The 15230-nt window shown below is 42.9% G+C and carries 15 protein-coding genes; 2 read left to right on the forward strand and 13 right to left on the reverse strand.

Annotated elements, in window-relative coordinates; translation table 11 throughout:
• Positions 1-3: 3 nt before the first annotated feature.
• The 11 genes from DMZ48_RS07530 to DMZ48_RS07580 are packed head-to-tail and all read right to left on the reverse strand — an operon-like array spanning position 4 to position 12181.
• Entirely contained in the window at positions 4-723 is a 720-nt protein-coding gene (locus DMZ48_RS07530) for a cell division protein FtsQ/DivIB (protein ID WP_143954514.1), read from the reverse strand.
• Positions 720-2072 (reverse strand): UDP-N-acetylmuramate--L-alanine ligase, encoded by a 1353-nt coding sequence (murC, locus tag DMZ48_RS07535; RefSeq protein ID WP_143954515.1) that lies wholly within the window; start codon positions 2070-2072, stop codon positions 720-722. Before murC ends, DMZ48_RS07530 begins: the two co-directional genes overlap by 4 nt.
• Entirely contained in the window at positions 2072-3175 is a 1104-nt protein-coding gene (murG, locus tag DMZ48_RS07540; RefSeq protein WP_143954516.1) for an undecaprenyldiphospho-muramoylpentapeptide beta-N-acetylglucosaminyltransferase, read from the reverse strand. Before murG ends, murC begins: the two co-directional genes overlap by 1 nt.
• The gene (locus DMZ48_RS07545; RefSeq protein WP_143954517.1) at positions 3162-4361 is read right to left on the reverse strand and encodes an FtsW/RodA/SpoVE family cell cycle protein; all 1200 of its coding nucleotides are present in this window, start codon (positions 4359-4361) and stop codon (positions 3162-3164) included. The genes murG and DMZ48_RS07545 overlap by 14 nt, the downstream gene beginning before the upstream one ends.
• A gap of 30 nt (positions 4362-4391) precedes the next feature.
• Complete coding sequence (gene murD / locus DMZ48_RS07550; protein ID WP_143954518.1) at positions 4392-5726, reverse strand: UDP-N-acetylmuramoyl-L-alanine--D-glutamate ligase; 1335 nt, start codon at positions 5724-5726, stop codon at positions 4392-4394.
• Entirely contained in the window at positions 5727-6965 is a 1239-nt protein-coding gene (gene mraY / locus DMZ48_RS07555; protein WP_143954519.1) for a phospho-N-acetylmuramoyl-pentapeptide-transferase, read from the reverse strand.
• Between the two features lie 42 nt (positions 6966-7007).
• Positions 7008-8471, reverse strand: coding sequence for a UDP-N-acetylmuramoyl-L-alanyl-D-glutamate--2,6-diaminopimelate ligase (locus tag DMZ48_RS07560; RefSeq protein ID WP_143954520.1), 1464 nt, complete (start codon positions 8469-8471; stop codon positions 7008-7010).
• Entirely contained in the window at positions 8468-10471 is a 2004-nt protein-coding gene (locus DMZ48_RS07565; RefSeq protein WP_143954521.1) for a penicillin-binding protein, read from the reverse strand. The genes DMZ48_RS07560 and DMZ48_RS07565 overlap by 4 nt, the downstream gene beginning before the upstream one ends.
• Positions 10472-10474: 3 nt before the next feature.
• Positions 10475-10795 carry an FtsL-like putative cell division protein gene (locus DMZ48_RS07570; RefSeq protein WP_422395437.1) on the reverse strand — a complete coding sequence of 107 codons (321 nt, stop codon included), beginning with the start codon at positions 10793-10795 and terminating at the stop codon, positions 10475-10477.
• Between the two features lie 17 nt (positions 10796-10812).
• Positions 10813-11721 (reverse strand): 16S rRNA (cytosine(1402)-N(4))-methyltransferase RsmH, encoded by a 909-nt coding sequence (gene rsmH / locus DMZ48_RS07575; protein WP_143954657.1) that lies wholly within the window; start codon positions 11719-11721, stop codon positions 10813-10815.
• On the reverse strand, positions 11696-12181 hold the full coding sequence (locus DMZ48_RS07580; RefSeq protein ID WP_143954658.1) for a division/cell wall cluster transcriptional repressor MraZ: 486 nt from the start codon (positions 12179-12181) through the stop codon (positions 11696-11698). The genes rsmH and DMZ48_RS07580 overlap by 26 nt, the downstream gene beginning before the upstream one ends.
• A gap of 282 nt (positions 12182-12463) precedes the next feature.
• On the opposite strand from DMZ48_RS07580, the gene DMZ48_RS07585 reads away from it, so the two are divergent.
• Together DMZ48_RS07585 and yihA are read left to right on the forward strand one after the other, a co-directional pair.
• Complete coding sequence (locus DMZ48_RS07585) at positions 12464-13228, forward strand: alpha/beta fold hydrolase (protein ID WP_143954522.1); 765 nt, start codon at positions 12464-12466, stop codon at positions 13226-13228.
• Between the two features lie 9 nt (positions 13229-13237).
• Entirely contained in the window at positions 13238-13852 is a 615-nt protein-coding gene (gene yihA, locus DMZ48_RS07590; RefSeq protein WP_143954523.1) for a ribosome biogenesis GTP-binding protein YihA/YsxC, read from the forward strand.
• A 40-nt stretch (positions 13853-13892) separates the two neighbouring features.
• On the opposite strand, the gene gldC is transcribed toward yihA, so the two are convergent.
• Together gldC and gldB are read right to left on the reverse strand one after the other, a co-directional pair.
• A complete protein-coding gene (gene gldC / locus DMZ48_RS07595) occupies positions 13893-14225 on the reverse strand; it encodes a gliding motility protein GldC (RefSeq protein ID WP_143954524.1) in 333 nt (110 codons plus the stop codon).
• Positions 14225-15181, reverse strand: a complete 957-nt coding sequence (gene gldB / locus DMZ48_RS07600) for a gliding motility lipoprotein GldB (protein ID WP_143954525.1) — start codon at positions 15179-15181, stop codon at positions 14225-14227. Before gldB ends, gldC begins: the two co-directional genes overlap by 1 nt.
• Between the last annotated feature and the right edge of the window lie 49 nt (positions 15182-15230).

A 15230-nucleotide genomic window follows, 5' to 3' on the forward strand; every position in this document is an offset into this window, starting at 1 on the left:
AGTTTATTTTTTGGTGCACACTACCTGATTATCAAAGTTCAGATTCACCGCTTTATAGGCTGCAAGCGATTTATCTTTAAGTCCCTTTTGATAAAAGGCTTTGAAATTGTTAAATTTTTTATCCAGTTGATCGGCCTCTCCCAGTCTGAGTACAAAATCATCTGACCGAAATTCCAATTCATAATCGTTGCCCGATTTCTCGATCCCGATTACATTCTTCCTGAGAAACTCATCGTTGTAGATATATTCCAGTAACGGAAACACCTTTCCGAGCTCCTTTTCCTTTACATTACCGGTTACCAAGGGTACCCTGGCCGAATAGACAGATGACAAAGGCATCATTTTGCCCTGGTCATCTATATAGTACGGATTGTTGCCCCCAACCCGTGCTATGGGAGTACGTTGAATAATTTTCGCCCCAACTTCCCCATTTACAGCAATGTACACGTCAGCGTGCTTGATCATTGCATTCGTATTGAGACGCTCCTCAATCTTATTCAAATCTATAGCATCTTTAGCTATACCCGAAAGGGTATCTGCATTTTGTTTCAACAATTTATTAACTGTATGATAGGTAATGAATAACGACTCATTATTGAGGAATTCTATATGATTTTCCTTACCAACGATTCGCCCTTCATTCCTTTTGTTGGAAAAGGAATACAACACTATGGCGAGCAATAGTATCGCGATGAGCTTTATATGGTTCAAATACCTTTTCACGAGTTTAATACTTTTTTAATCCGTTCTACTTCCACTCCGATATCCCCGGCACCGATGGTTAAAATCACCTCTGCCTCTGCCTGCTTCAGATATTCGGGTAAGGCTGCTTTTTCCAGCAATCGCTTATCCTTTAACTTTACTTTCTCGAGTAACCAATCTGCCGTAACTCCGGGAATAGGTAATTCCCTGGCCGGGTAGATCTCTAACATTACCAATGCATCAAATCCTGAAAGACTTTCAGCAAACTCATCAGCGAAATCCCGGGTCCTGCTGAACAGATGTGGCTGAAAAACTGCCAGCACTTTTTTTCCGGGATGCGCACTGCGCACCGCTTCGCATACCGCATCGATCTCCGACGGATGATGGGCATAATCATCAATGTACACCAGATCTTCCCTGTTGATGTGATAGGAAAATCGTCGTTTTATACCCTTGAAGGTAGCAAGCGCCTCCGCAAGGCGGCTGTGGGGGGCTCCCAATTCGGCCGCCATTGCAAATGCTGCCAGTGCATTTAGCAAATTATGCCGTCCTGGCTTGCTAAATGTCACATCCTGTATGATTCCTACAGGGGTACGCACAGTGAATAGGTAAGTTGAGTTCGATAATTGTATATCTTGAATATTGTAATCAGATTCATCTTCCAATCCATAAGTGATCCCTTCCAAGGGCAGACCACTTTTAACAAAGAGTTTACCTCCCGGCTTCAGTCTTTTTGTAAACTCACGGAATGAGGCTTCCAGCGCCGATTTATCTCCATAGATATCCAGATGATCGGCATCCATAGAGGTCACACAGGCGATATCCGGAGATAAATGAAGAAATGACCTGTCGAATTCATCGGCTTCCACTACCGTATAATCTGTACCTTCCATCAGGAAGTTACTATTGAAATTTTCAGAAACCCCGCCCAGAAAGGCTGTAATCGGAGTTCCGGTTTCCTTCAGTAAATGTGCCAGTATCGAAGTTGTCGTTGTCTTCCCATGCGTACCGGCTACCGCAAAACAATAAGTGTCACGTGTTACCATCCCCAAAACTTCGGCGCGTTTCATAAGCGTAAACCCACCTTCCCTGAAATAGTTCAATTGAACACTGTTCTTCGGTATTGCCGGAGTGTAGACCACCAGCGTTTCTTTCGGGTCTGTATACCCCTCAGGAATCGCTTCTACCGTATCGGCGAAGTTCACATCGATTCCAAAAGAAACTAAACCTGCGGTGATCTCTGTAGCCGTTTTATCATACCCGACTACCGATTTTCCGGTTTGCTTAAAATAACGGGCAAGACCGGACATCCCGATTCCTCCAATTCCCAGGAAGTAGAATTTCGCGATATTTTTAAGGTCTTTTTCCATTATGCAGCTTTACCTGATTTTAAAATTCGTTCGATCTCTTCCACAATAACTGCGGTTGCTTCCGGCAATGCCAGTGATCGTATATTTTCCGACAACCTCTTCTTCAAATTCTCATCGGCCAGCAAGCCTCCGAAAACTTCTTCGAAATTATCGTTGAGTTCTGTCTCTTTCAATAAGATTGCAGCTTCCTTACTCACCACGGCTTCCGCATTCTTAGTCTGGTGATCTTCTGCAACATTTGGGGAAGGAATGAAAATCACCGGTTTTCCGACTATTGTCAGTTCTGAAACCGATCCGGCTCCCGCTCTAGAAATAATAAGATCCGCAGCAGCATAAGCCAGATCCATATTATTTATAAACGGCAAAACACGAACATTATCATTTTCACAGGCTTTATATTCTTCAAAATATAATTTCCCACACTGCCAAAGCAATTGAACACCATGCTTTGCAAAAAAACCCAGTTTTTTCTCCACTAATTGATTGATCCGTCGGGCACCAAGACTTCCGCCCATCACAAACAGTACAGGCTTTTCAGGGTCCAGCTTAAATTGCTCCATGGCTTTCTCCTTTTTCCCTGTAAGCTCCAATAGATCCTGACGTACCGGATTACCGGTCTTCACGATCTTATCTTTCGGGAAAAACCTCTCTAGTCCGTCATAAGCAACAAAGATCTTCTCCACATTTCCGGATAACCATTTATTGGTGATGCCCGGATATGAATTCTGCTCCTGCAGCACACAAGGCACTCCTACTGATGAAGCTACCTTTAAAAGCGGACCACTTGCAAACCCTCCGGTTCCGATAACCAGATCTGGCTGAAACTTTCGTAAAATAGATTTTGACCTTGCTAAACTACTCAGCAGTTTAAAAGGAAACATCAGGTTCTTAAGCGTCAGTTTACGCTGAATTCCCGAAATCCACAACCCTTCGATTTTAAATCCTGACTGCGGCACTTTTTCCATCTCCATTTTATCCCTGGCACCTACAAAAAGGAATTCGGCTTCAGGATACCGTTCCTTAAGTGCGTTGGCAATAGAGATCGCCGGGTAAATATGACCACCCGTACCTCCTCCGGATAATATGAATCTATAGTTGCTCACTTAATATATCTAATGGGTTTTGATCTGTATATTCTTCTTTTAATTCCAATTCTTCCTGTCGTCTGGCACTCACACTCAAAATGATTCCCAATGCAAGGCAAGTCATCCAGATGGAAGTACCTCCACTACTGATCAAAGGAAGTGTCTGTCCGGTTACAGGAAACAATTCCACTGCAACAGCCATATTGATGAATGCCTGAAATATGATGGGCAAGCCAACGGCAGCCACTAATAATTTTCCAAATATGGAATCTGACTTATGAGCCACGATCACGATCCTGAACAGCAACAGCAAATACAGAAACACCAGCACCAGTCCACCGACGAGCCCATATTCCTCTATAATGATCGCAAAGATGAAATCGGAAGAACTCTGTGGTAAAAAGTTTTTCATGATACTCTTACCTGCTCCCTGACCGACCACACCACCTTTAGCGATCGCGATCTTTGCCTTCTCGATCTGATAATCATCACTGGTATCTTCATTATCCGCGAAATTCTCAACCCTACTGATCCAGGTATCCACCCGGTTCGGGAATAAACCCGGAAATGCCTTGGCGGTAAGCACAAATATGGTCAATGCAAGAACCCCCACTCCGACGATACTCAACAGATAACGCACCGGGTACCCGCCCAGAAAACAAACCAACAACACCATAAAGAAAATAATGGCGGTCGTTGAGAAATTCGCAGGCAGTATCAGAATCAGCATTAGGAAAACGGGTGCCCATAACGGAAGGATAGTCTCCTTAAAGGTTACCTTACGATCTTTAATCTTAGCCAGATATCGTGCAACATTGATCAACAACACGATAGCTGCCAGTGTAGAGGTCTGAAAACTAATCCCTACAAATGGCACTTGTATCCAACGGCTGGCATTGGCACCCCCGATCGTTGTCCCTTGAGCCAAGGTATATACCAGCAGCAACAAAACAACCGGCAACGCAATGATCGACAACCCTTTAAAATAACGAAAGGGTATTTTATGTACCGCATAAATAATACCGAAACCAAGCACCAGCAACATGGCATGCTTCAACAGGTGACCGAACGTAGTTCCGTTCCCCACTACATATACCAGATTGGTACTCGCACTATAGACAGGCAAAAAGGAAAACAGTGCCAGCAAAGCCACTACAGCCCAGATAGTACGATCCCCTTTAATATTTTTAAATATTTCCTGCACGTTGGTCGGTTTATGCGTTAACTTTTGTTTTTATAGATTTCTAACAGCTTCCTTAAACTGTCTTCCACGATCTTCATAATTTTCAAAAAGATCAAAAGAGGCACATGCCGGAGACAACAAAACTGTATCTCCCTTCTCTGCGATCTTTCTGGCAATGGCTACAGCTTCACTCATCGCCTCAGTTTCCACCATTATATCAACGACATTACTAAATGTATTGATCAACTTCTGATTATCTACGCCGAGACAAATGATCGCTTTTACCTTCTCCCGAACCATCGACATCAAAGGCAAATAATCATTTCCTTTATCCTGCCCTCCAACGATCCATACGGTAGGCGTCTTCATACAATCCAGGGCGTAAAAGGTCGCATTCACATTGGTGGCTTTTGAATCATTTATGTACATTACTTCCCCGATCTTAAGGACTTTTTCAAGACGGTGTTCCACCCCCTGAAAATTCTGCAGGCTCTCCCGAATGGTAGATTTCCTGATCTTTAACAACTGGGCAACTGCGGAAGCGGCCATAGCATTTTTTTGGTTGTGCTTCCCTTCTAAGGTTAAAGTGTCTGTTGACATGGTTAATTGCTGTTTATCAATGTTGATCATTATTTTATTTTCACTTACATAAGCGCCTTCCTTCAGTATTTTCTCTACAGAGAATGGAATGAGTTTTGCCCGTACCGGATTCTTTTCCAACCACCCGGTGATCACTTCATCATCAGCATCATAAATCAGATAATCTGATTCTGTTTGATTTTTAGTGATCAGGAACTTTGAGGCGATATAATTATCGAATTCATAGTCATACCGATCGAGATGATCAGGTGTGATATTCGTAATTACCGCAATATGCGGACGGAATTCCCGTATACCGTCCAGTTGAAAACTACTGATCTCCAATACATAGTTTTCCGGATCGGTCTCCGCTACCATCTGCGCAAAAGAATCACCGATATTCCCCGCCATCCCAACATCCAGTCCGCCTTCCTTCAGCAAATGATAGGTGAGCATCGTGGTAGTGGTCTTACCGTTACTTCCCGTGATCCCAACAATGGTTCCATCGGTGTAAGCAGCAGCGAATTCAATCTCGGAGATCACCGGTATACCTTTGGCGACCAACTCTTTCACCAATGGCACTTTTTCGGGGATTCCCGGACTCTTCATCACCAGATCGGCATTGAGGATCAACGATTCTGTATGTTGCTCCTCTTCCCAATCGATTCCATACTGTTCAAGAACGTGCTTATATTTATCTTTTATCCGGCCTTTGTCTGACACAAAGACCTCAAAACCTTCTTTCTTTCCAAGGATGGCTGTCCCCACCCCGCTTTCGCCTCCACCGAGCACCACCAAGCGTTTCATCTAGCGAACCTTTAATGTTACTATCGAAACCACGGCAAGAATGATCCCGACAATCCAGAAACGGGTCACGATTTTACTTTCGTGATACCCCTTTTTCTGATAATGATGATGCAAAGGCGACATCAAAAAGATTCGCCTGCCTTCACCAAATTTCTTTTTAGTGTATTTGAAATAGGATACCTGCATTACCACCGATAGATTTTCCGCCAGAAAGATCCCGCATAGTACCGGTATCAACAATTCTTTTCTTACCGCGATCGCGATCACCGCAATGATACCACCGATTGTAAGGCTCCCCGTATCCCCCATAAACACCTGAGCCGGATACGTATTATACCAGAGAAAACCAACCAGCGCTCCTACGAACGCAGAAATAAATATGGTCACTTCTCCAACCCTTGGGATATACATGATATTCAGATAATCTGAGAATATAATATTACCGGATACCCAGGCGAAGATACCTAGGGTAAGGGCAATAATAGCCGACGAACCAGCTGCCAAACCATCGATCCCATCCGTGAGATTAGCTCCGTTGGATACCGCCGTAATAATGAAGATCACAATAGGAATAAAGATCAACCAGGCATAATTCTTGTAATTTTCCCCGATCCAGGAAATCAATACGGAATAATCAAATTCATTATTCTTCACGAAAGGAATAGTGGTCTTGGTAGATTTTTCCTCATTGGAAAATTCAGATGCTGAAACCTGTCCTGTAATCACCTCTGCCTGAACTTCCTGAGCCGAACGCACCTTCTCTTTCACAGTAACCTCCGGATGAAGATACAGCGTAGCCCCAACAATGATTCCGATACCGATCTGGCCAATCACCTTGAACCTACCTTTCAGGCCTTCTTTATCTTTTTTAAAGATCTTGATATAATCGTCTACAAATCCTATAACGCCCATCCAAACCGTCGTTGCGATAAGGAGTTCTATATATATATTATCCAGTTTAGCGAATAAAAGCACCGGTATAAGCGTAGAAAGAATAATGATGATCCCTCCCATGGTTGGTGTACCCGCTTTTTGAGACTGCCCTTCAAGTCCGAGCTCACGAACACTTTCACCGATCTGTTGCCGGCGTAAAAAATTGATGATCTTCTTTCCATAGATAGTTGAGATCAGCAAAGACAGGATGATGGCAGCAGCAGCTCTAAACGTAATAAAGTTAAAGAGTCCCGCTCCTGGCACCTGATAATGTTTCTCCAAATATTCAAACAAGTAATACAACATCCTGTTTTTCTTTTTACGCCGGAAACCACCGGCTTTTTGCTATTATTTATTTAATCCGCTCAATTCTTCCTTTACGATCTTCAAATCATCGAAATCGGTGCGCACACCCTTTACTTCCTGATAGGTTTCATGCCCTTTACCGGCGATCAGCACGATATCGTCTGCTACTGCGAACTGACATGCGGTTCGGATAGCCTGACGGCGATCTTCGATGGTCAGTATCTTTTTATAATCCTGTGGCTCCACTCCAGCCTCAACAGCCTTGAGAATTTCCATCGGATCTTCACTTCTCGGATTATCACTGGTAAAGATCACTTTTGTACTTAATGCAGCTGCGATCTTCCCCATTACAGGTCTTTTAGCCTTATCCCGGTCCCCACCACAGCCAACCACCGTGATGAGAGATTCATTTCCTGTTCTTATAGAGTTAATTGTCTCTAATACATTCTTCAAAGCATCCGGGGTATGTGCATAATCGACTATAGCGGTAACCTTGCTTTCCGATATGAAATACTGAAATCGCCCACCCACACTCTCGAGTTCACTCAACCACTGCAATACTTCCATTTTCCCAAGACCAAGTAAAACACCGGTTGCATAAACTGCAAGCAGGTTATAGGCATTAAAACTTCCGATCAGTCTTGACCAAACTTCCTGATCATCGATCTTTAGCATAAGCCCTGTCAGCTGATTTTCCAGGATCTGGGCTCTAAATTCCGCATAGGTCTTCAACGCGTAAGTCTTTTTATCAGCTCTTGTATTCTGCAACATGACCGGTCCGTTCTTATCATCGGCATTCACCAGTGCAAAAGCCGACTTAGGCAACTGGTCAAAGAATTTTTTCTTTACATCTCTGTATTCAGCAAAAGTCTTATGGTAATCGAGATGATCATGAGACAGGTTTGTGAAAACACCACCCGCAAAAAGCAACCCTTCAGTACGCTTCTGATGGATACCATGCGAACTCACTTCCATAAAACAATATTCCACTCCGGCATCGTTCATTTCCTTCAGATACTTATTGATCCGCAGGGAATCCGGCGTCGTATGTGTAGCAGGAATTTCTTCCTGATCTACCATAACCTTTACCGTCGATAACAGTCCTACCTTAAAACCTGCTTTTCGAAAAAGCTGATACAGCAGCGTCGCTACGGTAGTCTTACCATTAGTTCCGGTCACACCTACCAGTTTGAGGTTCTCCGAAGGGTTTTCATAGAAATTCGAAGCCATGATCGCCAGTGCCTGATGTGAATCTGCAACCTGTACATAGGTCACACCGTTAATCACCTGCTCAGGAAGTCGCTCACAAACCACTGCGATAGCTCCCTGCTCGATCGCCTTCAGTATATAATCATGACCATCTACAGACGTACCGGGTATCGCAACAAAAACATCATCAAGCGAAACCCTTCGGGAATCAAAATAGATATCGTTAACCGGAATGGACGTATTTCCAATCACCGATTCGATACCCACCTTGTACAATATGTCTTTTAACAACTTCATGATAACTTCAGGACAATCGTTTCATTCTTATTGATGGCGACTCCACTTTTAATAGATTGAGCCACTACCTTTCCGTTTCCTTCCACCCGAACATGCAATCCCAGATTCTCCAAAAGGGATACCGCATCCATACCGCTCATCCCCTTTACATCAGGAATGGTCTCAAAATGCTTTTGCATATTGGCATAGTACGACTGGAAGCTTTTATTTACTTTCTCACTTTCTTTCTCCAATTCTTCAATCGTATCGATCAAAGGTGAATTCGTGAATATTTTCTGAGCAACCGATTTAAAAACCGGACCGGAAACATCAGCCCCATAATACCCCACACTTTTATCCGGATTATGGATCACTACAATACAGGAGTATTTCGGATTCTCTGCCGGAAAGTATCCAGCAAAAGAGGAGATATACCCCATTTTACTTTTATCCTTATAATCTTTCTGGCAGGTTCCCGTTTTACCAGCCATCGAAAAATTAGGAGAATATAATCGGTGTCCCGTTCCATGCTCGCTCTCTACGACATTCTTCAACATCACCTGAACTTTTTTCAGGGTCTCATCAGAACAGATACTCGGATTTATCACTTCTTTATCAAATCGATGAATCGATTTATTCCATTCCCGAACCTCTTTGATCAATCGCGGCTTCACCATTTCCCCACCGTTTGCCACTGCATTATAAAAGGTCAGTGTCTGCAACGGCGTAAGGGAAACACCATACCCATAGGCCATCCATTGTAATGCGATACCACTCCATCGCTTTTTGTCATTTGGATGCGGAATGATCGGCAAACCTTCTCCTTTTATCGGGAGACCAAGAGGCTCGTTCAATCCCATGTTATACAAACGGTTCACAAACTTTTCCGGCTGCTTACCGTAATAACTATCAATGATCTTTACAATACCGGTATTTGATGACACCTCCAGCACCTCAGAAGCGGTGATCTCACCATACCCACCTCTTTTTGAATCCCTCACCTTCTTATTATAGAAAGTGAGGGTTCCATCTCCTGTATCAATAACATCACTGGTATCGATGGCCTTATCTTCGAGGGCTGCGATCATCGACATCAGTTTAAAAGTAGAACCGGGTTCATGCGATTCTCCAATAGCATAGTTGAGGCGTTCGTAATATTTTCCATCGGAAGTACGACCTAGGTTTGAAATTGCTTTAACCTCTCCTGTTTCTACTTCCATCACCACCACACTACCGTGGTCTGCATTATATTTTTCCAATTGAGATAATAGTGCATGATGCGCTATATCCTGTATATTAATATTGATCGTTGAGATCACATCATAGCCATCTTTTGGCTCTACTTCATTATAATCGGTGATCGGCTTCCATTGTCCTTTAGCGATCTTTTGCTTTAGCCGATGTCCTTCCGAACCCCTCAAATACAACCCAAAAGCACGCTCTAGTCCGACCCCGGTATAATACCCCTGATCATCTACCCTTTCATACCCAACACTTCGTTGTGCTATGGCACCCAAAGGATATTCACGCTTGGTCTCTTGCTCCACGATAAGTCCACCCTTATACGGCCCCAATTCAAACATCGGAAACGACTTTACACGCAGGTAATCGGTATATCCCAGATCTCTCGCCACCAGCAAATACCTGTTTCTGGAAGCTTTAGCCTTTCTCAGCAAATTCTGATAATACGAAGACTGCTTCCCGAACATTTTAGACAGGGAATCAGCCAATGGCTTTACATTTTGCTCAAATACTTTATCATTGGGAGTGATCGCATCGAAACGGATGTCATATTTTGTAACGGAGGTAGCCAACAAACTTCCATCATCAGAATAGAGATTACCACGCTTGGGTTCAATCACAAAATTCTTGATGGTCCGTTGCTGAGCCAGTGCTTTGTACTTTTCACCGTCGACAACCTGTATAGAAACAAGTTTTATTACGACTGCCAACGCGAAAAGAAACATACCACCGGCAATGAAGTAAAATCGGTTTAATATGCTTTTATCTGTTGTCGGCATAAATTATCTTTTGCTTGCTACTCGTATTTTTTGCGGAGGAATTACCGACGGAATCAAGCCGCGGTTCACCACCTTATCCATTACATTCGATTCCAGTTTGATGCGCTGCACCTGTGTACGAACATCCACAAACTCGCTTCTCAATTCCAGCACTTCATCGTTGAGTTTAGCCAATTCATGAACTTTCCTGTCGGCCTGGTGCGCACTTGAGATCATTATCACTGCTAAAACAGAAGCAAACAGTATAAAACGCCAGTTCTTGACCGCATCCCCACTGGTTAGAAAACTTCCTTTCAACAATTCCAAAAACCTCTTCTTCACCATGATCTCTTTTTCGTTTTTTATATTCGTTCCGCCACCCGAAGCTTAGCACTTCGCGCACGGTTATTTATTTCAATCTCCTCGGCAGTCGGCACGATAAGTCCGCCAACTTTTCTGAACGGAACATCTACGTTACCGTAGAAATCTTTTTCTGCCTCACCTTCAAACTTACCATCACGGATGAATCGTTTCACCAATCGGTCTTCCAGAGAATGATAACTTATCAGACTTATACGACCTCCCGGCTTTACCACTTCAGGCAATTGCAACAAAAAATCACGCAATACCTCGATCTCCTGATTCACCTCAATACGAATCGCCTGATAGATCGGCGCCAGTACTTTCTGTTCTTTGAACTTAGGCAACAGTTTCCCCAGTGATTTTTTAAGCTCATCGGTGGTGCGAATAGGCTGCTTTTCGCGATACTGTACGATCGCTCTTGCCACAGCCCCGGCATTCTTCATCTCTCCATACAACTTAAGCACCGACCTAAGCTGTCCTTCTTCATACGAATTGACCACTTCATAAGCACTCAACGGATTCTTCTGACTCATCCTCATATCGAGATCAGCGTCAAAACGAGTGGAAAATCCTCTTCCGGCCTCATCGAACTGATGAGACGAAACCCCGAAATCTCCCAGAACCCCGTCAACCTGCTTACAACCATGAAATTTCAAAAAACGCTTCAGGAACCTGAAGTTCTCATTGATCAACGTAAACCGCGAATCATCGATCACATTCTTCAGAGCATCCTCATCCTGATCGAATGCCAGCAACCTACCTTGCGGCCCCAGCCTTTTAAGTATCTCCCGGGAATGCCCACCTCCTCCGAAGGTCACATCCACATAAATACCATCAGGATGTATATTGAGTCCGTCAACGGTCTCTTTTAACAATACGGGATTATGATATTCCATCGACTTCGAAATTTGGCAGATCACCCATCACATCTTCAGCAAGCTGAGAGAAATCTCCGGCACCTTCATCAAGAATCTCATAATAACGATCCTTATCCCACACCTCTACCCGGTCGATAGCCTCCGAAAGCACTACTTCCTTAGAGATCCCTGCAAACCCCATCAGATTCTTCGGTATCATCAATCGTCCGCTGGCATCGATCTCAACTTTCCTAACCCCTGCTGTAAACTGACGAATGAAGTCATTGTTCTTTTTCACAAACCGGTTTAGCTTCGAAATCTGAGCCATTTCTTTTTTCCAGGCCTCCATCGTATAGATCTCAAGGCATTTCTGAAAAATCGATCTTTTTAACACCAATCCATCCTGCAGAACAGGTGCAAGTTTGGCCCGAAGCGAGGAAGGCACCATAATGCGCCCCTTGCTATCTGCCTTGCACTCATACTCTTCCGAAAAATGTTCTGTTGCAAGCATGGATTCGTTGTTATTTTTCAAATATATAGAAATATTTACCACAATTTACCACTTTTGGGCACTTTTTACCACTTTGTTGATAAATTGAACATTTAAATAGACAAACTGCAGAAACTGCGCGGTTTAGGGGTGTGTTAAAAAGTGGGAGAGGATAATTTTTCAGAACTGTCAAAAATCACTTTTTAATCAGACTTTCCTTTATATTTTTACAGTATGAATAAATGATTTCATATAATTTCGAAATGCCTATATTTGTTTTCGAAGAAATCTAACTTACCGTTAATGGTACACGAAATAAAGAAGGAAGGTAAATTTACCTATATAGAAGTTGGTGAAGGAACCCCCATGATCGTCTTACACGGATTGATGGGTGGACTTAGCAACTTCAATGGTGTTACGGATTATTTTTCAGAAAGAGGCTACAAACTTCTTATACCTCAGCTCCCTATATATGAAATGCCACTACTTAAGACCAATGTAAAAAGCTTTGCGGTTTTCCTTGAAAAGTTCATAGAACACAAGAATCTTGACAAGGTTATTTTACTTGGAAATTCACTTGGCGGGCATATCGGATTGTTACATACGAAACTTTACCCGTCAAAGGTAAAAGCACTGGTGATCACCGGAAGTTCGGGATTATATGAAAATGCTATGGGTGACGGCTATCCGAAAAGAGGTAATTATGAATTTATAAAACAAAAGAGCGAAGATGTATTTTACGATCCAAAAGTAGCAACTAAAGAGATCGTGGATGAAGTTTTTGCTACGGTAAACGATCGCAACAAACTGATTAAGACCCTGGCTATTGCCAAGAGTGCTATTCGCCACAACATGGCAAAGGATCTGCCACATATGCATACCCCAACTTGTATCATATGGGGAAAGAACGATACGGTTACCCCTCCTAATGTCGCAGAAGAATTTCATAACCTGCTCCCTGACTCTGACCTGTACTGGATCGAAAAATGTGGGCACGCCCCTATGATGGAACACCCGGAAGAATTCAATATCATTCTGGAGAAATGGATCGAACAGCATAAATTCTAAGCACACAGTATGCTAATAAAGTCGGCAAATTTTGTCATGAGTAATACGGACGTTAACAAATGTCCTAAGGATCCGATCCCGGAATACGCCTTTATCGGCCGCTCCAATGTCGGAAAGTCATCACTGATCAATATGCTGACGAATCGCAAAAGTCTTGCAAAGACCTCAGGAAGACCCGGAAAGACTCAGTTGATCAATCATTTCAGGATCAACGACCAATGGTTTCTGGTCGATCTCCCCGGCTATGGTTATGCCAGAGTTTCAAAATCGGTCAAAAAGACTTTTCAGAAATTTATCACCCAATATTTCGAGAAAAGACGTCAGCTCGTTTGTGCCTTTGTACTTATCGATATAAGGCATGAACCTCAGCCTGTAGATCTGGAATTCATGCAATGGCTGGGCGAACAGCAAATACCCTTCTGCATTGTTTTCACCAAAGCTGATAAGCTCAAGCCCGGAGCGATCACCAGAAATGTGACCAACTACCTCGGCAAATTAACGGAAACCATGTGGGAAGAAGCCCCTATGCACTTCATAACGTCCTCCAGCAACGGGACAGGCAAAGATGAGATCCTCAATTACATCGACGCCATAAACAATGATCTGAAAGGAGAAAATCTGTGACCCGGAAAAGCGATATACCTTTCCGAATCAACTTAGATCATTATTTCTTCAACTCAAGTTTTTCTGCAAAATAATCGCAAAAATCCATCATTGTAGCAGTCATTTTCTCGTCCTGTGTAGCTCGTTGAAATGTTTCAGCCATCGACACCAAGGTTTGATGAAAAAATTGCTTCATCTCATCTACAGGCATATCTTTTGTCCATAGATCGATCTTTAGGGTTTCTTTTTTCTGGTCGTCCCATACCGACAACAAGAAAGCCTTTGCCTGTTCCTTATCGATACCACCGTCTTTAGCGCTCCACTGTAACTTTTCAGGGACTCTGTTCTCATCCAGCTCAATACTTAAAACAATATCTGAAATATGTTTTGCCATTACTTTTTTGGTTTATACCTTGATTTATTAAAAAGATCCTGTGCCGGCATATCCAGCATTTCGCGCAAAGATACTTCATTATTTTCCATAAAGGAAGTGACAATCTGCCACCCGATGAAGCGCCCTAATCGACCCGGAGACTGATTATCGAGTTCCAGATAGAATTTGGAAAACGGTGCCGGATCGATAAATCGCTCCCGTAATTTTGAGTCCGTCGAAAACAACAGATCACGTTCCACAAAATAACGCCAGATCTCTTCCTCATTGACTTCCGCCCAATCATATTGTTCTTCCGAATAATGCATAATCGTATGCTTCGGATATTGCGGCAGAAATAAGTGATCGAGGTAAAGCTTTTTCCCAAAATATACCATCCTGGCCAAAAAGCTATGATCAGAAGGTAATGGTACTTCGCGCGTACTCACTTCTCCGGCTACATCTACCACAATATTTTCAGGTTCAAAATCGGCTCTGATATAATCCTGAATCCCCTCATAGAATCGATGATCCTTTCCTAAATAATTATCTAATGCTATCAGCATCAGAGAATCAGCATAGATTACCCTGTTTCTGAAATCAACATCTGAAGTAATCGTCACTACATTCGGCACAGTGAGTTCGGGAAAATAATATTTCACATGCTTAAAAAGATCTGTCATTTCAGTTTTAAACGATCCGAAACCGGTAAATTTCTTTCGGACTTCAGAAAATAATTCCTTCTGAAGCGTATCCTCCATTCGGTGATACCATACACTATCAGGAAACTGAGCCGGGAACAGATAGGGAAATTTCTCTTTCAGTACCGGCAGATCTGTACGTGTAGCCGATGCAAATGCAAGATCAAATCTTCTTACATCAAGATTAACCTTGATTTTGGCAATTTCTCGTTCTGTCTGATCACTTTTCCCGCAACTAATTAAGAAAATGACAAAAAGAATACCGAATATTTTCTTCATTTCAATAAATTTGAAAGCAATTAAGGGTTCCCTTTTCCTGAAAGGCTGA

The organism is Robertkochia solimangrovi (assembly GCF_007279655.1).
Classification (GTDB): domain Bacteria; phylum Bacteroidota; class Bacteroidia; order Flavobacteriales; family Flavobacteriaceae; genus Robertkochia; species Robertkochia solimangrovi.